The sequence below is a fragment of the Mesorhizobium sp. B2-8-9 genome (assembly GCF_006439475.1).
GTDB lineage: Bacteria > Pseudomonadota > Alphaproteobacteria > Rhizobiales > Rhizobiaceae > Mesorhizobium.
The window spans coordinates 72340-91954 of sequence record NZ_VFTQ01000001.1 but is presented as its reverse complement, the minus strand read 5'-3'; the positions used below and the strand labels follow the sequence as shown (position 1 = coordinate 91954).

Annotated in this window: 16 protein-coding genes; 6 read left to right on the top strand and 10 right to left on the bottom strand. The window is 60.3% G+C overall.

Annotated features, from left to right (window positions below):
- The first annotated feature begins 109 nt into the window (after window positions 1-109).
- The 5 genes from FJ423_RS00415 to FJ423_RS00390 all read left to right on the top strand — a co-directional run bounded on the left by FJ423_RS00415 (window position 110) and on the right by FJ423_RS00390 (window position 6556).
- A complete protein-coding gene (locus FJ423_RS00415; RefSeq protein WP_064994856.1) occupies window positions 110-1615 on the top strand; it encodes a PLP-dependent aminotransferase family protein in 1506 nt (501 codons plus the stop codon).
- Window positions 1616-1830: 215 nt separating this feature from the next.
- The gene (locus FJ423_RS00410; protein WP_176479568.1) at window positions 1831-2553 is read left to right on the top strand and encodes a B3/4 domain-containing protein; all 723 of its coding nucleotides are present in this window, start codon (window positions 1831-1833) and stop codon (window positions 2551-2553) included.
- A gap of 478 nt (window positions 2554-3031) precedes the next feature.
- Window positions 3032-3652 carry an FMN-binding negative transcriptional regulator gene (locus tag FJ423_RS00405; RefSeq protein ID WP_064994855.1) on the top strand — a complete coding sequence of 207 codons (621 nt, stop codon included), beginning with the start codon at window positions 3032-3034 and terminating at the stop codon, window positions 3650-3652.
- 565 nt (window positions 3653-4217) lie between these two features.
- Window positions 4218-5060 carry a TIM barrel protein gene (locus FJ423_RS00400; protein WP_064994854.1) on the top strand — a complete coding sequence of 281 codons (843 nt, stop codon included), beginning with the start codon at window positions 4218-4220 and terminating at the stop codon, window positions 5058-5060.
- 821 nt (window positions 5061-5881) lie between these two features.
- Complete coding sequence (locus tag FJ423_RS00390; protein ID WP_224655970.1) at window positions 5882-6556, top strand: transposase; 675 nt, start codon at window positions 5882-5884, stop codon at window positions 6554-6556.
- 209 nt (window positions 6557-6765) lie between these two features.
- On the opposite strand, the gene FJ423_RS00385 is transcribed toward FJ423_RS00390, so the two are convergent.
- From FJ423_RS00385 to FJ423_RS00350, 8 genes are all read right to left on the bottom strand, one after another.
- Entirely contained in the window at window positions 6766-9942 is a 3177-nt protein-coding gene (locus FJ423_RS00385; RefSeq protein WP_095790674.1) for an efflux RND transporter permease subunit, read from the bottom strand.
- Window positions 9943-10022: 80 nt separating this feature from the next.
- Window positions 10023-11198 (bottom strand): efflux RND transporter periplasmic adaptor subunit, encoded by a 1176-nt coding sequence (locus FJ423_RS00380; protein ID WP_086081372.1) that lies wholly within the window; start codon window positions 11196-11198, stop codon window positions 10023-10025.
- Window positions 11199-11336: 138 nt separating this feature from the next.
- On the bottom strand, window positions 11337-12074 hold the full coding sequence (locus tag FJ423_RS00375; protein ID WP_064993564.1) for a sulfotransferase: 738 nt from the start codon (window positions 12072-12074) through the stop codon (window positions 11337-11339).
- 116 nt (window positions 12075-12190) lie between these two features.
- The gene (locus FJ423_RS00370) at window positions 12191-12979 is read right to left on the bottom strand and encodes an ABC transporter permease (RefSeq protein WP_064993578.1); all 789 of its coding nucleotides are present in this window, start codon (window positions 12977-12979) and stop codon (window positions 12191-12193) included.
- 3 nt (window positions 12980-12982) lie between these two features.
- A complete protein-coding gene (gene nodI / locus FJ423_RS00365) occupies window positions 12983-13897 on the bottom strand; it encodes a nodulation factor ABC transporter ATP-binding protein NodI (protein ID WP_064993563.1) in 915 nt (304 codons plus the stop codon).
- A 222-nt stretch (window positions 13898-14119) separates the two neighbouring features.
- Complete coding sequence (nodC, locus tag FJ423_RS00360; RefSeq protein ID WP_064993562.1) at window positions 14120-15472, bottom strand: chitooligosaccharide synthase NodC; 1353 nt, start codon at window positions 15470-15472, stop codon at window positions 14120-14122.
- 14 nt (window positions 15473-15486) lie between these two features.
- On the bottom strand, window positions 15487-16128 hold the full coding sequence (gene nodB, locus FJ423_RS00355; RefSeq protein ID WP_064993561.1) for a chitooligosaccharide deacetylase NodB: 642 nt from the start codon (window positions 16126-16128) through the stop codon (window positions 15487-15489).
- Complete coding sequence (locus FJ423_RS00350; RefSeq protein ID WP_064993560.1) at window positions 16125-16715, bottom strand: NodA family N-acyltransferase; 591 nt, start codon at window positions 16713-16715, stop codon at window positions 16125-16127. Before FJ423_RS00350 ends, nodB begins: the two co-directional genes overlap by 4 nt.
- Before the next feature lie 299 nt (window positions 16716-17014).
- Between FJ423_RS00350 and FJ423_RS00345 the strand changes: the two genes are divergently transcribed.
- Window positions 17015-17998, top strand: coding sequence for a LysR family transcriptional regulator (locus FJ423_RS00345; RefSeq protein ID WP_064993559.1), 984 nt, complete (start codon window positions 17015-17017; stop codon window positions 17996-17998).
- Here FJ423_RS00345 and FJ423_RS33415 read toward each other — a convergent pair.
- Both FJ423_RS33415 and fabG read right to left on the bottom strand, forming a co-directional pair.
- Window positions 17986-18483: a hypothetical protein gene (locus FJ423_RS33415; protein ID WP_064993558.1), complete on the bottom strand. Its 498-nt coding sequence runs from the start codon at window positions 18481-18483 to the stop codon at window positions 17986-17988. The genes FJ423_RS00345 and FJ423_RS33415 overlap by 13 nt on opposite strands.
- 234 nt (window positions 18484-18717) lie before the next feature.
- Window positions 18718-19455 (bottom strand): 3-oxoacyl-[acyl-carrier-protein] reductase, encoded by a 738-nt coding sequence (gene fabG / locus FJ423_RS00335; RefSeq protein WP_064993557.1) that lies wholly within the window; start codon window positions 19453-19455, stop codon window positions 18718-18720.
- Between the last annotated feature and the right edge of the window lie 160 nt (window positions 19456-19615).

Here is a 19615-nt window from a genome sequence, read left to right as displayed (position 1 = left end):
GATATTGCCTCGTTTTCAAGCGGATCTTCGGCGCTGGCCATCGGCTTTAGCCCTCTTGATTTCGGGGACAATGCCGTCACACTAACTCAGATGGAACGTTCAGTTGGCGATGAAAGAAATGGTCCAGCCTTCTCCTGCCGCTTCGACAGCTCGCCCTCAAGGTCTGGGCGCGCGCCAGATCTGCGAAGCTCTTCGCGAGCAGATCCTGGGCGGCATCTATGAAACGGGCAGCCAACTGCCGTCGTCCCGGGGCCTCGCAAATGAACTCGGTGTGTCGCGAACCACGGTGACGGTGGCATATGACCAGCTGGTCGCCGAGGGTTTCATTGAGGTCATCCAAGGCGCAAGACCTCGCGTTGCAGCTTCGCTAGTCGGGAGTAAAGCGACCAGCGCGGTGCCGAAACGGACTGGCCCGATTCACCTTTCCAGTTACGGCGAGCGACTGCGCGCCAGTCCGCCACGGTCCGACTACCTCCCCAACCGTCTCAAGGTCGATTTCCGCTACGGCGACCTCGCACCATCTGATTTCCCTGCACTGACGTGGAAGCGCGCGATGAACGCGGCGATGTCACAAAGTACCGGAAGGCTGGCCTATCACGATCCACGCGGCTCGCATCGCTTGCGCCAGGCGTTGCAGGGATATTTGTGGCGCGCCCGAACGCTTAGCTGCCGGGTCGAGCAGATCCTCGTCGTGAGTGGATCACAACAGTGCCTGGACCTTTGCGCGCGTCTGCTGCTGGATCCTGCTGACAGCTTCGTGATCGAGGATCCCTGCTATAGAATGGCGCGCCTGGTCTTTGCCAGCACAGGAGCCACTCCAGTGGCCGTCGCCGTCGATAGCGAGGGCATGAAGACGGAGCTGCTGCAGGAAATTCCGGCGCGGCTGGCCTATGTCACCCCGTCGCACCAGTTCCCGCTCGGCGGCGTCTTGTCGATTTCGCGGCGCTATCAGCTTCTCGAATGGGCTCGGCGCAACGACGCCTATATCATCGAGGACGATTACGATGGCGAGTACCGGTACGACATTCGTCCGGTGCCCCCGTTGCACAAGCTGGAAGACCGCAGTTCCGTGATCTATGTTGGGACGATCTCCAAGACACTGTCGCCGATGCTGCGCATCGGCTACCTGGTGGTTCCGGCCGAGTTGCAAGATGTCTTTGCGACGGCCAAGCAGCTTCTCGACAGGCATTCTCCGGTTGCCGAACAGGAGGCCCTGGCCTCACTTATCGAGAGCGGTGGTTATGAAAGCCATGTGCGACGCGTCCGCCGTCTCAACGGCGAGCGTCGAGAGGCGCTGCTTGCCGTCCTTCAACGCGCGTTCGCAGACAGTATTGTCATCGAGGGTGCTGATGCAGGGCTGCATGTCGTCGTCTGGTTCAAGGATCTTTCTCGCTCGCTGGAGGACATCCTGGTTGAAGAGGCGCGGCGGGTCGGGGTGGGCATCCATCCGATTTCATCACTATACATTCGAGATGAAGGCCGTGCTGACCGGATTGGACTGGTGATGGGCTATTCCGCCCTGACCATTCGGCAGATCGAGAATGGCGTTCGGCTCCTTACTGGCGCTGTTCAACGGGTAAAAAGCCTTGCGAGCACTCGGCAACATCCTCAATAACCGGCCTGACGGTGCACAGGCCTGGCTCGTGACCCCAGAGTCACGCCGGCAGCGATCGCAGACTGGATCAGCAAGACTTGCCATGACTGGCCCTGTCGCCCAGTCAGGGTCCAGGGCAGTACTCTGACCCTGCGACCTGGCGAAGAGAGTTCTCGACGAGACTCCTACATCCAGTGGAAGCAAGGCGCCGTGCGGCCGGCTTAAAGGAGAAAGCGTTGATGGATTTTCCGCTGATCGACGAGGAAATGGCAGAGATCGCACCTGACTTTCGCGCTATCAGCATTCTTGTTGATGCACAGGACAGTGCGCGAGGCGTCATGGCTCGAGACGTGTTGGGAGAGGCTTGCGATTTCGTCCGAGCGGGAGGACCCGCCTGGGGAGAAGCGCACTTAGCCAATTGGGCGGAGGCATACGTCCGATTCGGAGCAAAACCAAACCGGACGCCGTGCTCGGCGCACGCATTGAAAAAACGGGTGGAGAGGGACGGCCGCATCCCATCGATAAATCCTGTCGTTGACCTCTACAATGCAGTGAGCCTGCGTTTCGCAATACCCGTCGGCGGCGAAAATTTCGATGCATACGTCGGTAAACCACGGCTGACAATTGCGGAAGGAACGGAGTGCTTCCACACTGTTTTGAATGGCGAAGCGGTCGTCGAACAGCCTTCCAAGGGGGAGGTCATCTGGCGCGACGATCTGGCAGTTACATGTCGCCGCTGGAACTGGCGGCAGGGCACGCGCACCCGGTTGGAGACGGTGGGCGGCCGCATGTGGTTTATTTTGGAAAGCTTAGCAGCGATGCCGGAGGGAGCGCTCGAGGACGCAGCTAAGATGCTCGTGAGCGGTCTGAGAGAGCTTGCACCAGGGTGTAAGGTTTACGAACAGGAAATCACCACCGCAAAAGCCTCGGTCGCCAGTTCCGCCAGGCGGGTCGGTTGAGGAACGTGCCATCCCTGTCATCGCGGCTGAGCTGGCCTGCATGCGCGGCCTGATAGGCAGGCCGGCAGCACGGAAGCCTATCAGAGATGTCGATCGAGAGGCGTATGCTCACCCGTCGGGGGAGCTCTCCGCCTCCTTCGAAGGCTAACTTCCCGAGCAGATCGGTACGCAGCCATATCTGCGGGTCGCGAGCTTGCCGCCGACACCGCCAGCGGCTCGGCGGCACATGCTGTGTCCTAATTAATTTTGCCAACCCGGGAGGACGGCGCCAGCTCGGCGTCACACAGGTCCTGCTGGGCTACGCAAGCTGGACACACGGCCCTCTACGACTGTTGGGCCACTAAGATAGTTGGCCCGATGATCTGGGCTCGCCAGGTCACTTCACCAACTGGACGACTTCATTTGTAATTAACTGGCTGTTTCCTGAGGGTCAGATTGCCGGTATCCCGACCTGCAGCGCACACACGGAGTTCCCCCGATGTACACCCCTCCCGCCTTCCGCGATGATGATATGGATTTCCTGCGGGCGAGCGTCCGCGCATCTCCTCTGGCGAACTTCGTCACCGCGACGGCCGAGGGACTCTTCGCCTCGCCGCTGCCCCTCTTGCTTGATGAAAGCGAGGGCGAGCACGGCGTGATCTACGGCCATCTCGCCAAGGCCAATCCACAGTGCCGTGTTCCCCCGCTGGGCGACGGTCTGGCCATCTTCATGGGGCCGGAAGCTTACGTGACCCCGGCGTGGTATGCGACCAAACAGGAAACCGGGAAGGTTGTGCCTACCTGGAATTACGTCACCGTCCACGCCTATGGCCCGGTCGAGTTCTTCGAGGACACCGGGAGGCTGCTGGAGGCCGTGAATCGCCTGACCGACCACCAAGAGGGTGAGCGCGTCTCGCCCTGGGCGGTGTCGGATGCGCCGTCGGATTTCGTGCAGGCCCAACTCCGCGGAATTGTGGGTCTGCGCATGTCGATCACGAGGATCGAGGGCAAGCGCAAGATGAGCCAGAATCGGAACGCGGCCGACCGTGCCGGAGTGGCTGCGGGCCTCGCAGCGAGCGAGCGGGCATCTGACCGTGAGGTCGCCTCCTTCATCCCTTAGCAACATAAACTTCGTTGGTATCGACCACCATGACAAATTTGACGCAACTCGCCCCACGCCTTGCCGCGGCTTTTGTGCTGGCGATAACGCCTGGTGCTCGGCGACTCTATGTTGTCGCCCGCAGTCTCGCCGGCGGTCGCCCCGATTGCGTTCAATACGCTCGCCGACGCGTTGGCCTTGTGCCCAGAGCCATTAAAGGCCGCACAGCAGCGCGTCCTGGATTGAATCAGAGCCTGAGGGAGAGGTCGGGGAGGCCCTATGATTGCACTGGCCGTCCACCTCGCTACGGCGGAGCAGCCGGCCACATCAGTTTGGCTCCGGAGCGGTTCAGCATCCTTGCGGCCTGGTACTCACTCTGCAGAAGCGGCTGGGTAGGCTGGATCCATCTTCGGTCATTTCGCTTAGCAGATGAATGTCTCAAGAGGCGCGGTGGTACCCGTTGCGTGAAAGTCGGCTCACAATGATAGACAATCCTATGAATAGAGAGCGGGTGACTTCGACCGGCTCGCCTCCCTATGCCGAACATTTCGGCCTTGAAAATCGAGAAACGGCCAGTGAGCCGCGAATGGCGGCCGCCTTGATGAAAGAACGCCACTCCGTGCGCCTGGCGCCGCTTCGGTTTGCGCTCGACCATATGGCGACACCTGGGCTTGACGTCATGACGTTCCTCGCACTCGCCCGCGATCTCGGTCTGACCGACGTGCAAGTCCGGACTAATCCTTGCAGCAAGGCTGTTGTGCGCGGCAAGCCGTCGGCGGATATCCGGGCTGCCGCTGCCGAAGCGGGAGTCACGATTATCTCAGTCAACGCCTTGCAGCGATTCGACGAGTGGACTCCCGCCCGCAAAGCCGAGGCCAGCAAGCTCGCCGATTATGCGGCCGCCTGCGGCGCCCAGGCGCTCATGCTGGTGCCGGTGAACGACGGTTCGCGGTCCGCCAATGCCGAGCGCCAAGGCAATCTCCGCGTCGCCTTAAAGGCGCTAAAGCCAATACTTCAGTCGCGGGGTCTCGTTGGGTATATCGAGCCGCTTGGGTTCCAGACCTCCTCACTTCGGTCGAAAAAAGAAGCGGCTAGCGCCATTGCCTCGGTTGATGGCCAGTCCGCCTTCCGGCTTGTCCACGATACATTCCACCACACGCTTGCCAGCGAGACGTCCTTCTTCTGCGACTTGACCGGTCTCGTGCACATTTCGAGCATAAACGATCCAACCTTCTGGATTCGCCCGGATCGCATCCTGGGCGGCTCGGACAATTGCAGCCAAATCCGGACGCTACTCGATGGCGGCTATTCGGGCCCCTTCTCCTTTGAGCTTGTGGAGGAGGTCCATGCGTTAAATGACTTTGCAGGCGCATTTGCCGCCAGCATCGATCTCATCCGACGCGGGCTTCTCAGGCGAGTTCCGGTTTGAGGCGCGGAGGCAATTGAGCGGAGAAGTCATTGGAGATCGCTCCTGTGCCCTGATCATGCAGGTGCTTTGCGGGTCGCCATTGTTTCAAGACTGGCCATGGACCGCCTTGGGCGGCCCTGCCAAGTAGATGGGTCGGCAAGGCGAAACCTTGGATCTGGTGCTGAGGGGGCGGGCTATCGAAACTTTTGTGTTAGACCATGTCTGATTGAGGGGCGAACATTAGCGTAGCCCGATCTAAGTCAAGCGAGCTTGCGCCCAGCCGATTTGGGGTTTCTTCAGCACTGCCTCGCAACGTCCGGGGTTCAGCTCAAAGACATCGATCGTGTGTCGTTCCACGCTGCCGAAGCGAATGTAACCCCCGCTCGATAAAGGCCTCGAGCCCGACGCTTCAATCCCTTTCACGCCAACCCCCCCCTACGCCGCTCGCTCACTGCCGCGCTGTTGAGCGCGCGCTCGCGAGCGGCTTCTCCCGTCGAGTTACACCGTCCCGGCACGTGACCCGCAGAACTGACAGACAGATTGGATCGGCTCTTGAGCAGTTCCTTTCAGTTCGTACCCCTGCCGTCGATGCACAATCAAAGACACGATAGATAGTTTTTGCATGCTGCGGACTCCGCCACCTGGTCGATATCGAGAGATGGCATAGTGCCTACTTGCTTCTAGGTACTCGCAGGAATCGTTATGGTCCGCGGTGTACGTCACCAACAGGTCTTGCTCGGGCGGTCGGATGCATATAGCTCGACTGCAGAAGAATCGGCCGGACCTTCACCCGTCGCCTGCCGCGACTTCCAGCGCAATTCGTTTTCAACAAGGAACTACCTATGAGGCGGCAGCCCCCGGCATTCACGGTCGAGATAAGACAGAAGCGCAGTTCTCAAAAGCGAAGTGGTTCCATCTGGAGCGGTGTCGATCTTACCGCAGCAACGGCCGAGACAAGAAGAGAACTCGAGGAGATGGATCTGCCAAATCATCGACTTGTTGACTCAAGCGTCGTAGCGCTTGATGCTGAACACAGGCACAAACCGCGAGCGGAGCATCTCATGGCAAATTCCCTGGACGCTGAACCAGTAACAACTACAACCCAACCGGCAGCCAAAGTGGAGATGCCTGAAAAGAAGAAGGCCAAACGGTCGCCGAAGGCGAAGGCTGAGCCTAGGCCAGCTGCTCGGAAGAATGCCAGCGCGGCGTCTAAGGCGGAGGAAGCACCAGCAGCGACGACCGGACGTAAGACCTACTCTGAAAAGGAGCGCGCCGAGATGCTCGCCCTCATACAAAAGTCTATCAGTGGCGGCGCCACCCACAAGAGCGCCGTAAAGCAGGCCGGCATCTCGGAACAGACCTACTATCAATGGAAGAAAGCTACGCCGCCGGCGCCGGTTGGTGACGATCTGAAGGACCTCGTCGCGCTTGAGGAAGAAAACAAGCGACTGAAGAGCCTGCTCGCGGAACGCCTGCGCAAGGAGAACGCGGAACTGAAGAGGAAGCTCGGGCTTTAGTAATCCTGAATCGCGGATCGGAGCGCCAGAATTCTTGTCCGACGCCCGCTATCCGAGAGGTCGTAGTTTACGCGTCTGCGCTTCCCAAGGACCTGAACGCAAGTCGAAGAGCATTTGCGTCAGGCACTGCCCACCGTATTGCGGGGCAAACAAGCAAAAGGCCGCCCGTTGTTCCGGGCGGCCTTTGCCATTCAAATCATGCAGCGTGCCTATTCGGCGGCTTTCGGGAAGGCGATCGCTGGTTCCGGACCGGCATCCGCTTTTTGCGCATCCGACGAGATCTCACCCTTGCCGCGCCGGTACAGCCGGCTGAACAAGCCGCGCCGTGCGCCCGGCTTGATCTTGGCGCGGGTGAACACCATCAGCATCGAGGGTGTCACCACCAGCGTCAGCACCGTCGCGAAGGACAGGCCGAAGACGATCGCCGAGGACAGCGAAATCCACCATTGCGTCGACGGCGCGTTGATCGTCGTCTCGTGGTGGAAGATTTCCAGCCCAAGGCCAAAGGCGATCGGCAGCACGCCGAGAATGGCCGATACCGCCGTCAGCACCACCGGGCGCGCGCGCTCGCGGCAGGTCTGCAGCACGGCCTCCATCTTGTCCCAGCCCTCTTCGCGCAGCCGGTCATAGGTGTCGATCAGCACGATGTTGTTGTTCACCACCACGCCGGCCAGAGCGATGACGCCGATGCCCGACATGACGATGCCGAACGTCTCGCCTGTTATCAGCAGTCCGAGGAACACGCCGATCGTCGCCATGACCACGCAGGACAGCACCAGCCAGACGCTGGTGAATTTGTTGAACTGCATCAGCAGCACCAGGAAGATCAGGAAGATCGCCGCCCCGAAGGCCTTGCCAAGGAAGGCGCTGGCCTCGGCGCTGTCTTCGTTCGAGCCGGCCAGCTTCCAACGTATGCCGCTGCCGAGATCCATCCCGGAGACGGCCTTGGTGACCTCCGCCTGCACGGCCGCGACCTGGGCGCCTGCGGCAACGTTTGCCTGGACGACCACCGTGCGCGCGCCGTCGATACGGTTGAGGATACCGACCGTCGGCTCCGGCTTGCGCACGACGAAATTCGAGATCGGCACCGAGCCTTGCGAGGTCTGCACCCTGAGCTCGTCGAGCGTCGACAGCGTGCGCCGGTCTTCCGGCAGACGCAGCCTGATGTCGACGGCGTCGTCGGCGCCGGCAGGCCGGTATTCCGAAAGCTTCAGCCCGTTGGTCACCAGTTGCACCACTGTGCCGACAGCGGTTGGGCTGATGCCATATTGCGCTGCCTTGGCACGGTCGACCTCGAGCGCCCAGTCGACGCCGGGCGGCGGGAGGCCGTCGGAAATGTCGATGACGCCAGGCACCTTGCCGATGCGTGCCGCAACCGCGCGCGCTTTGTCGTCGAGCCCCTTGGGGTCGACGGCCGAAAGCCTGATCTGGATCGGCTTGCCCGTCTGCGGGCCGGCTTCCGGAACGCGAACCTCGACGTCGACGCCTGGAATGCCGGCCATGACGCCACGCAAATCGTTCAGGATATCGTTGGCCGATTTGCGCTCGCGCCAGTCGATGAATTCATACTGGATGACGCCGACGACGTCCTCGGACACATCCTGGCCGCCGCCCTGCGTCTTGCCGACACGGGTATAGACAGACTTCACGCCCGGCCAGCCGAGCAGCCGGTTTTCCGCCGTCTTGGTGGCCGCGTCCATTTCGGCAAGCGAAAGATTGCCGCGGGCGTGGACATAGAGCAGGCCGTAGTCAGGCTCGACATTCGGGAAGAATTCGACGCCGGCGCCGAATTTCGAATAGGCGTAGCCCACGCCAAACAACAGCGCCACGGTGAGGACAAGCACGGTGATGGGATAATGCACCGCCTGCTTGACCACGGCCATGTACCAGCCGTCGCGATTGTCGTCGGGGTGATGGGCGGGCGCCTTGGCGAATATGGCGCCCAGCGTCGGTGCGAAGACCAGCGCATAGAGCATCGAGGCCGAGAGCGTCACGATCAGCGTGATCGGCATATATTTCATGAAGTCGCCGATGATGCCCGGCCAGAACAACAGCGGTGAGAAGGCGGCAATGCGCGTCATCGTCGCCGCGATGACCGGGCCAGCCATGCGCTTGGCGGCAAGCGCGAACGCTTGCTCCTTCGGCATGCCCTCGCTCATGCGTCGCTCGGCGAACTCGGTGACGATGATGGCATCGTCGACCAGCATGCCGACAGCCAGGATGAGGCTGAACAGCACGATCATGTTGATCGTGTAGCCCATCATCGCCAGCAACAGGATGCCGATCAGGAAGGATGAGGGGATGGCCAATCCGATCAGCAGCGAGGCACGACCCGACAGCGCGTAGAGGATGACGATGAACACCAGGATGACGGCGATCATGACGTGGTTCTGCAGATCGCCGAGCAACTGGTTGACGAAGACCGACTTGTCCTGCGTGTAGGTGACGTTCATGCCTTGCGGCATCGTCTTGACGTAGGCGTCGGACACCTCCCTGACCTTGGCGAGCGTGTCGATCAGATTGGCGCCGATGCGCTTCTTGACTTCGATGGCGATGGCCGGCTTGCCATTGAGGCGCGTGATCGTCGTGGCATCGGCGAAGGTCGAGCGGATCGTCGCGATGTCCTTGGCCTGCACCACGGCATTGGGGCCGGCGACCACGGGCAAGGCCGCCACGTCCTCGGGCGTCTCGATCAGTGACGGCACCTTGACGGCGTATTTGCCTTCCGAGCCTTCGATATTGCCGGCGGCGACCAGACTGTTGGAGGCACCGACAGCGCCGATCAGCTGATCGAGTTGCAACCCGTAGGACGACAGTTTCATCGGATCGATGACGACTTCGACAAGATCGTCGCGCGAACCCTGCAACGAGCCCTCCAGGACGCCTGGCACTTCCTCGATGCGGTCGCGCAACTCGCGCGCCGCGGCGGCTAGCACGCGTTCGGGCAATTCGCCCGACAGGGTGACGACGAGGACGGGGAATTCGGAGATGTTGACTTCGGTAACGACCGGCTCTTCGGCCGCCTGCGGCAGGTCGGCCTTGCCGTCCTGGACCTTGGAGCGCGTGTCCTGCAAGGCCGTCGCCAGATTTGTCTGCGGCTGGAACTCGACCAGCACATAGCCGCCGCCCTGGAAGGCGGCCGAGCGCATTTCCTTGAGGCCTTTCAGGCTCTTCAGCTTGCTTTCCATCGGCCGCAGCAGAAGGCGCTCCGAATCCTCCGGCGAAATGCCCTGATAGATCAGGCTGATATACATCATCGGAATCGGAACGTCGGGCTCGGCTTCCTTCGGCGTCGACTGATAGGCGACCCAGCCGGCGAGCAGAAGGAAGACGAGGACCGAAATGGTCAGGCGGGCATTGTTGATTGCGAGTCTGACGATATCCATGGCTAACGCCTGTTCTTGAATTTCACGAGCTGCGTCGCAGCCAAGTGTCCCCGCCCGGGGTCTGTCCGCCGTACCCCATGCTACTGCGTGCCGGCGGTCGCTTCGCCCAGCAGTTTCTGGATGGTTGCCTGGTCGGCTTCGACCGGCTTGACCTCATCGCCTTCCTTCACCAGTTCCTGGCCGGCAACGATGATGCGCGCATCGGCAGGGATGCCGCCAAGCACCAAGCCGGTCGGCGTGTCGTCGACGAGGTCGATGGGGAAGAACGCAACCTTGTTGTCCTTGCCGACGGCACGGATGCCGAGGTCGCCCTTGTCGCCGAGCGTCACCACCGAGCGCGGCAGCAGCACCGCATCGGTCGGCAGCGCGCTGAGTGCGATTTCCGCCGTCATGCCGGCCGGCACGGAGCCGTCGGCATTGGGGACGGCAACCTCGACGCGGAAGGTGCGGGTCGCCGAAGAGGCGTCGCGGCTGATGTAGCGCACGGTGCCTTCGACGGTCTGGCCGCTGACCAGCCGTATGGTGGCCTTGTCCCCGAGTTTCAGGTAGCCGAGATCGCGCTCGCTGACTTCGCCGCGGGCAATCACCGGATCGAGCTTGAGGATGGTTGCCACCTCGCCGCCCTGCATGATGGAACTGCCAAGTTCCACCGGCACCCGGTCGATAACGCCGTCGAAGGGCGCCTTCACCTCGTTGCGGTCAAGTTCGGCCTGTGCCGTTTCCAGTTGCGACTGCGCCGAGGTCAGGTTCGAGCGCGCGGTGTCGAGCTGCAGCTTCGGCAGATTGCCGGTCTTCATCAGCCGCAAGGCTGCGTCCAACTCGGCCTGGCGCTGCACCACCAACTGCTTTGCATTGTCGACCATCGAGATCTTTTCTTCCGCCGCAAGCATCAGCACCAGATCCCCCGTCTTGACGTGATCGCCTTGCTTGACAGGCAGCTTGTCGATGACACCGGCGACGCGCGTCGCCAGCACCGCCCGCTTGTCGGCTTCGGTCAGCCCGGAAATGCGGATGGCGCGTGCATAGGTCTTGCGTGGCGGCGTCACCACCGCAACGGTGCGCAGCGGTGCCTTCGGCTCGGCTTCAGCCGTCTTCGGCTTGGCCGCGTCCGGCGCCTTGGCCTGTTCGGCTTCGGCTGCCTTGGCTTTGTTGGCGGCTACGCTGCCGACCGACGAAAACTCGCCTGTCGCCATCCACGCCGCGAAACCAATGAGCACAACAATGGCTGCAAGCTTGTGAAACCTGATGTTGGGCATCGTCATTTTTCCACCGCGGGTTCACCTCTGTATGAGGCAAGCGGTCCTCGTTGATGCCGGAGAAGCCAACCCAGGGAAGCGACCACGATCAGATGGCACAGAAGCTAGGCTGCGACCGTGAACCGAGAACGGCGCCAGTCAGAGAGTCCCCGCTTCAAAGAACCGGGCGTAAGGTCCATCCGCGAAGTGGAGCTGCAACTCATCAAAATTCTGCACGGTCTGGTCTAGCGCTCGCGTTTCCTGGCGCTGAAGGTTGGCTGGATCAGATAGCTCGATGGTCGGCGCGCCCAGGAAATCCCAAACCTTTCCTAAGCAAGCAGCGGGCTCGTGAAGGAGGCTCTCGTATTCCACTACGAGCAGCTGGCTCGACGTGAAGGAGTGCTCAATGCGCGCGTGGAAATCGTCCGCGGCTTTGAAGTAAGCCTCACAGTCAGCGATTGACAATCGGACGCGCGGTGGCCGAGCGGCGTCCGAACTGAATTTCAGCCATTGCCCGCTTTGTCTTGCCTGTGCAAAGGACCGTAGCGATTCTAATATATTTCGAGTTACGAGAATGACTTTGAGGGCTGGCCAACGAGTCAGTTCGGCAAAAAAAGCTGGGCGTTCGCGAAATTGGGGTTCATTGATCTTGCAGCCGACATGCGTCACTTTCTTGTAGTCTGGCGTGGGATAGCGCAAGTAGGCTTGTTCGAGGAGCTCACGATCGGTGCGTAGCAGGCGATCCTTCCCGGGCCAATTGGCATCATACTCATTGAGCAGCTCACCGTTGCTTAGTACCGTCGGATGCTCGTTTAGCAATTCCTCGAGATAGTGTGTGCCAGTCCTTGGCATCGCAAGGATCACAAAAGGCTGAGGCGTAGGCGTGGGGTGAGTCATTGCTATGTGTTTCCAGCTAGTAGCGGTCGCGAGGGTTTAGGGCAGACCAGGGCACAACAAGCTCGGCTGCTATGTCTTGAACTGGACTCAATCCTCTCGTGCCGGTCGCAGCAGCATCAACGCATCAGACGTCGACGAAACAGCGCAGCAGAGAGGAAAAACGGCAATACGGCGTACATACAAAGTGCGCCGATATGCAGCCCGACGTTGTCTGCCAAATGGCCGAGCATTACCGGACGGATCAGGTCGATAGAGTTCGCCAGCGGGGAGAAGGCCGCGACGCGCTGAAAGGCGCCTGGCAGTTGGCCGACTGGAAAGACCGCACCAGACAGGAACAGCATGGGTGTGATGACGAGCGTCTGATAGAATATAAAATAGTGGTAGCTGGGCGCGAGCGCGATGACGACCATTGCGAGGCTGGCAAAGGCAAAGCCGGTGAGAGCGACCACCGGCAGCACATAGGGCACGGACGTCCACGCCGCATAGCCCAGCGTAGCAGCAACAATGGTAATTGCCGTGCCTGCGAGAAAGGCCTTGGTGGCTGCCCACGCCAATTCACCGAGAACGATGTCGCCCAGCGTGAGTTGTGTATGCAGGATTGCTTCCCAGGTGCCCAGGTCGCGCATGCGACTGAAAACCGCGTATATTGTTTCGAAGGTCGATGCGGTCATCGCGCCTGTCGCGACCATCCCGGCTGCCAAGAAGGCAATATACGAGGCGCCTTCAACCTGACCCACCATTAGGCCAAGACCAGTACCGAGCCCGAAAAGGTAAATTAAAGGATCGGCGAGAGTACCGAGAAGAGACGCAAATGCGACCTTCTTCCACGCCAGATAGTTGCGGCGCCACACCGCAATCCAGTTCCACGCGTTGGCGGGCAGTGCCGCCGCAAGATCTTCACGCATCATTCACTTCTCCATCTCGCGTCCGGTTAGCCGCAAGAAGACGTCCTCCAGACTTGGTGGGCGCTCCAGAATCCGCAGACCTGCGCGCCCGCGAAGCTGGCCACGCACCTGCTCTGGATCGGGCGCATAGCAAAAGAGTGTCTCGCCGCTTACCTCAATGCGCTGAACGTACGGCTTGATTAGCGAAGTCAGCTCCTGCGGATTGCCGCCAAAGATCTCGATCACATTGCATCCAATATGTTCGTCTATCAACGCATGAGGGCTGCCCTCGGCAATCTTGCGTCCCCGCTCCAGTACACACAGCCGATCGCATAGCCGCTCAGCCTCTTCCATGAAGTGGGTGGTCAAAATGATTGTCTTTCCGCTCGCCAGCAGAAAACGGAGCCGCTCCCAGATCAGGTGGCGGGCGTGCGGGTCGAGGCCGGTAGTTGGCTCGTCCATTATAAGAAGTTGTGGGTCGTTGATCAGCGCGCGTGCCAACGTTAGACGCCGCTTCATGCCGCCTGACAGCTGGCCGACACGTGAGTCCGCCTTGCTCTCAAGGCGGGCAAACTCGAGGAGAGATGGAACGACCTCTTGAATCTTCCGTGTGCTCATGCCGAAGTATCGCCCGAACACCACCAGGTTCTCGCGGACCGTGAATTCCAGGTCCAGGTTGTCGAACTGCGGAACGACACCTATGCCCTTGCGGGCCAAGCGACTTCGAGCCGGCACCGGCACCCCGAGCACCGTGATCTTACCGGAGTCAGGCCGGGTCATGCCGAGGAGCATGCGGGCAATGGTGCTCTTGCCTGCACCGTTCGGCCCCAGCAGGCCGAAGCACTCTCCCGTCCCCACAGTGAAGGACAACCCTTTCACAACGAGTTTGCTGCCAAATGACTTGGTTACCTGGTCAAGGTCGATTGCTACATTGGACATACGTCTATCTCAGGCTGAAAACAGGCCAATCGGCCGGCCGGCAGCTTACTTTCGAGGTTCTGGTCCAGAGCAGCTGGTACCTGTGCTGGTCCTTGAGGAATGAGAGAAAGCGATTGTAGCAGCCGCGCAAAAAAGGGTCGAAGGCTACAGTCGCTTTCGGCTGGTTCTCGGTCTGATCGTTGATGTATGCCTAAGCTCACGACGTATTCTCTACCCAAGTGCTCAGTCGGAGCTGTGAAGAACGCCAGGCTCAACCAGCTGTGCAGAATCGCGCGAACGATCAGTACGATTCGAGCCGGCAATTCCCGGACTGCCTGTACCATTTGCCCTGGTGATCGGGTTTGCGACGATGATCGGCTTCTTGCTCCCATGGGGCTGGATGGCATTTTTGCGCGACAGCCAATCACTGTTGCTCAAGGTGCACAACGCATAAGCTTTCAAGGGAAGTAGGAGAAAGATGTTGATGAACGTGTGCAGAGAAAAGCCGAAGAACCGGACTTGGCGTGCACGCAAAGCTATCACGGTGCATCGAATGATCGTCATGCCGGCAATGATGATTGCCGTTGGCCAAGGCACCGTATTTGCCAATGCGAGCTCTGCGAGCCCGGCGAGTACAGCGACCGCGAGCAACAATGGACCGAGATTCTGTCCAATCACGTCCAACGTGAGGTAGCGATCGAGGCCCGGCAACAGGCGCAGTGCCAGCAGCGTGTCGCGGAAAGTGCTTCGTGCCCAGCGTAGTTGTTGGCGCAGATAGGGTCCCATCTTGTCCGGAACGACTGTCGCCGCGATGGCGTCCGGAACGTACTCGGTCCGAAAGCCTGCTTTCAGCATCAGGATGGTAAGATGGCGGTCCTCGCCGAAGTCGCTAGGTTTGCCCCTAAACAGCTGAGTTTCGTATTGATCCAGCAGCGACATCAGACAAGAGCGGCGGTACATTGCACAGGGGCCGCAACAGCACATGACCGCACCAAAGCGGGCCTGCGCTGCCCGTTCCTCGTTGCAAGCGAGCCAGTACTCCATGTCAATTAACCGGGTCAACCAAGTGTCGCTCCGGTTGGATGCCGTCAGCTGGCCCATGGCGGCGCCGATCGCTGGATCCCGCATCCTTGCGGTAAGTTTCGCGATCACGTCGGGCTCGAGAGTCGTGTCAGAGTCGACGCTGAGCACGAAATCTCCAGACGAACCACGGATCGCGGCGATCTGTGCTTTACGTTTGCCGACGTTGTGGGGGAGCTGAATAAAGGTGAATCTGGGGTCGTCTACGTAGGCGTGATGCACCGGCATGAGGGCGTTGCGATTTCCAGAACCGTCATCAACCACATAGACGTGCAGCTTTCCGGCGTATTCCTGGTTTGCAACCGAAGCCAGACAGGCCGAAAGTGTGCGCGGCTCCTCGTTGTAGCAGGGGATAATGACATCCACGCTCGGCCAAAGGTCGAAGGCGAGCAAGTCGTCCGAGCTTGAGGCAACGTGTCCCGGCTGCGCATAAACCGCTTGCATGCCTTTATAAACGGTCGAGAGCAGCGCGTAACACGAAACGGCGACGGTACTGGCTGTGGTAAGCGGGTCCATAGGATCTCGTTTGTTCAATGATGTTGAGGAAGGGGTCGGACTGTGAATCCGCGGTCGTGCAGCGCTGGGATCAGGCGGGACAGCGCCATAACGGTCTGGTCGCGTGGATTCCTTCGAGAGCAGTCACACCCGTCGTGAAGGAGCACAATCGCGCCCGGGCGGACCCCGGCGAGAACTGCATCGACAATCAAGTCCGCGCCGGGGCGAGACCAGTCTCGCGGATCGACTGACCAATGCAGGGGTGCCAATCCAGTGCTCGCCGAGACTTTGAGAGCTTCTTCGGTCCAGCTCCCATAGGGCGCACGAAAGTACCGCAGCGCAGCTTGGGGGCACGCCATCCTGATGGCGCTGTTCGCCTCAACTATTTCACGTTCAACTTCGCCGGGTTCGCATCTGGACAGGTCGCGATGAGTCATCGTGTGATTGGCCACTTCATGCCCATCCGCAATAATTCGCCGGACAAGCTCCGGCCGGTCTACAGCCGCGTCACCGATCAGGAAGAATGTCGCCGGTGTCCGGTGTTGCGCCAGCACGTCGAGGACCTCCGGTGTCCAAACGGGATCGGGACCGTCGTCAAACGTGAGATAGACGCTGCGCTCTTGGGTGCCGTCTGCGCAGTGACTGGACATTTCACATATGCGGTCCAGATGTTTCATAGCTCCGGACCGTTCCGCTCGATGAAGGTGCCGGACGGCCACTCGTCAATCGACCGCCCAATCGGCGAGACAAAGAGGAGATCGTCCTCCAAGCGCGTGGGCGGCAGGTCGGGATGCATGTCTGCCAGGGTCGAGCGGATGCGAACGTCCGGCACAATCTTCCCAAGCCCCACCTTGCAGAGCCTCTGGATGTGATTTCGCATTTCGTGCCGAACCTGGCCGAAAGCGAATGGAACGCCCATCTGCTGCAGCGCCGGATACAGACTGCGCAGGGACAAGCTGATGCCGAGGCCCTCAAGATCCCTACGCACCCCGTACAATCCGAGTTCGGCCACCAGCACGTCGATTTCGCCAACTTTGATGAACCGGCGCAGTAGACCGAGATGTGCCGCTACACCGTGCGTGTCCCTACCAATTGCGCGGAACTCTGGCCTCGCGCCGAACCAACTGCGGCCGCCTTCGAATCGCATTGCGGAGAAGGTGCCAGTCCCTCCATAGGTTTTGTGCAAGAAGTCTGACAGCTCGACATGCTCATGCAGTTGCAACTCGTTTTCCCAACACAACCTCCACTGCACTTCAGAGCGCATGGAAAGACCTCTGTCCGTTCCTGTTTTCCTGAGGTAAGCGCCTAATGACGGGGAGCTTGTCGCGTCGAGCCGGCGCGATATGGCTTTCGCAGGTCACCGGTGAACTTTAGCCGCACTGGACATGCGATCCGGTCGACACCGGAAGGCGTACGCCAGAAATGCTGTCCGGCACCCACGCAAGCATCAAGTTCCTTTAGGGCTTGCTTACATCTCTTGTGAGGTCCCTATGCGACGTTCAGCAAAACTGGTAAAATCGTTTGTTTCGATGAAAGGTATCCACTCTATGGATAGCCGCACGCATGCGTTTCAAGGGGCTTGATCTCAACCTTCTCGTTGTGCTGGACGCATTGCTGGCCGAGCGCACTCTCTCGGCGGCGGCACGCCGCATAAACCTAAGCCAGCCGGCCATGAGTGCGGCTGTCGCCCGGCTGCGCGACTTTTTCGGTGATGAACTGTTCAGTATGAACGGTCGAGAGCGCATCCTGACCGCACGAGCGATTGCACTTGCCCCCGCAGTCCGCGACGCTCTCCTGCGTATCCAGTCCTCGATTATTTCTTCGGATCCGTTTGACCCGGCTCGATCCGATCGACGCTTTAGGATCATTATTTCCGATTTCGCCACGCTCGTTTTTTTTGAAAAAGTCGTGGAGCGTGTCGCTCGTGAAGCCCCCGCCGTCACGTTCGAATTGCTGCCACTCGATGACTACCCAGACGAGCTCCTCCGGCGCGGCGACATCGACTTTGTAATTCTTCCGAATATGTTCATGTCGGGCGCGTTTCCAAGCGTGGCGCTTTTCGATGAGAAGCTGGTATGCGTGGGCTGTGCCGCCAACAAGCAGCTGCCACGGCAGCTTACATTTGAGAGATACCTGTCGATGAGGCACGTCTGCGTCAGGTTCGGACGTTGGCGCAAGCCCTCTATCGAGGAACTGTTCTTGCTCGAGCACGGCCTAAAAAGACGTGTCGAAGTCGAGGTGCAGGGCTTCAGCATGGTGCCGCCAATGGTGTCCGGCACAGCTCGTATTTCGTCCGTGCCCTTCCGGCTGGTTAAGCACTTCGAAAGAACGTTCCCCCTTAAGGTCGTCGAACTTCCACTGCCGCTTCCCGTTTTCACCGAAGCCGTCCAATGGCTGGCCAACCACAACGGTGATCCAGCCAGCATCTGGATGCGGGAGATAATGGTGCAGGAAGCATCCCGACTTGCTACTCCTGCGAATCCACGCGAGGCCCCCAGCGCTCCTGGATTTGTGTCGGCCGTTACCGCCCACACTCATGTTGCCTGAGGCGACAGATCGTCAGCTGATCGGCAGGTGTTGCGCTTGCAGACTGTGAGACGCCCGGAGCGAGGAGCGGAGCTCGAAGTGCATGTCTCTGGTCGGTACCTCATCCGGTTCGCATCTTGGCTGGCCTTGGTCTGAGGCCCATCGTGGGTTATGCCAGGGTTGCGGTCGATGCTCGCTTCGAAGCTCTGGTTGGAGTTGTCCTGCCATACGCTTGGGTGCAGAAGAAGTTCTCGATCAGATGACGCTTCCAGATCGAGAGGCGGCGGCAAGGCGCGCCTCGGATCGTGCTGGATTGCGATCCTGGCGCCGCGCTCGTTCAGATCGGCAATGATGGTGTTGATGTTGAACCCCGTGTCGGCGATCGGATCGCCGAAGGCGACGCCCTCGATGCGCGGGCGAAACCCCGTATCGAAGCGGCCTCCTGACGGGGGACGAAGCACACAAGTGCCGAGCGGATCGGTGAGCGCAAGGATCTTGGTCGCCATGACGACCCTGGAAAGGCCTGCGCCTGGCTTTGAGACCCCTGTTGCGCTTCCGCGGCACGCGTATCAAACTCATCGCACGGCCATGGGTGCAGCCGTGGCCGGGCTGCGGGATGAACCGTTTACGACAAGCGCCGCGGACGTTTGATCCGCATGCAGCAGCACATGCCCTGCAAACCCCGGCGGTGAGACCTGTCGCGCGATGCCTACGACAAGGTAGGCTCCGGTTACCCGTGCTCAGATCATGGCCATGCCGCCATTGACGTGGACGGTCTGGCCGCTGACGTAGGCTGCTTCATCGGAGGCGAGGTAGGCAACCGCGGACGCGACTTCAGCGCTGGTGCCCATCCGCCGGGTCGGGATCGCCGCCATAATCGCCTCTTTCTGCTTGTCGTTGAGCTTGTCGGTCATGGCCGATTCGATGAAGCCCGGGGCGACGCAGTTGACGGTGATGTTGCGGGTGGCGATCTCCTGCGCCAGAGACTTGGAGAAACCGATCATGCCGGCCTTGGAAGCTGAGTAGTTGGTCTGGCCCGAATTACCGGTGATACCCGAAACTGAAGTGATGTTGATGATGCGGCCGTGGCGGCGGCGCATCATCGGGTGGGTCAGTTCCCGGGTCAGCCGGAAAACGGCGGTCAGGTTGACCTCGAGCACTGAGTCCCAATCGGCGTCCGACATGCGCACGAACAGGCCGTCCTTGGTGATGCCGGCATTGTTGACCAGGATGTCAACCCCTTCGAGATCGGCCTCCGTCTTCTGGCCAAGCGCCTTGACCTCGTCGCGGTTCGACAGGTTGGCCGGAAACAGCTTGACCCGGTCGCCCAGTTCGTTGGCCAGCGTCTCCAGCTTTTCGATGCGCGTACCATGCAGGCCGACAATGGCGCCCTGCGCATGCAGTATCCTGGCTATCGCCTCGCCGATGCCTCCCGATGCCCCGGTGACGAGCGCCTTGCGGCCCTTCAATTCGAACATATCTTGTCCTCTTCTCTTCAGGCCGGCGAATTCGGTTTCGCCTGCCGGAAGTCTCGGCTCGATGGATGGCTTCCTGGGCGCTCCCGATCCGCGGCGACGTAATATTTTATCCAGCCAAACGGCCTTGGTGAGTTCACGCACCAATTGGGTTGCGGCGGCA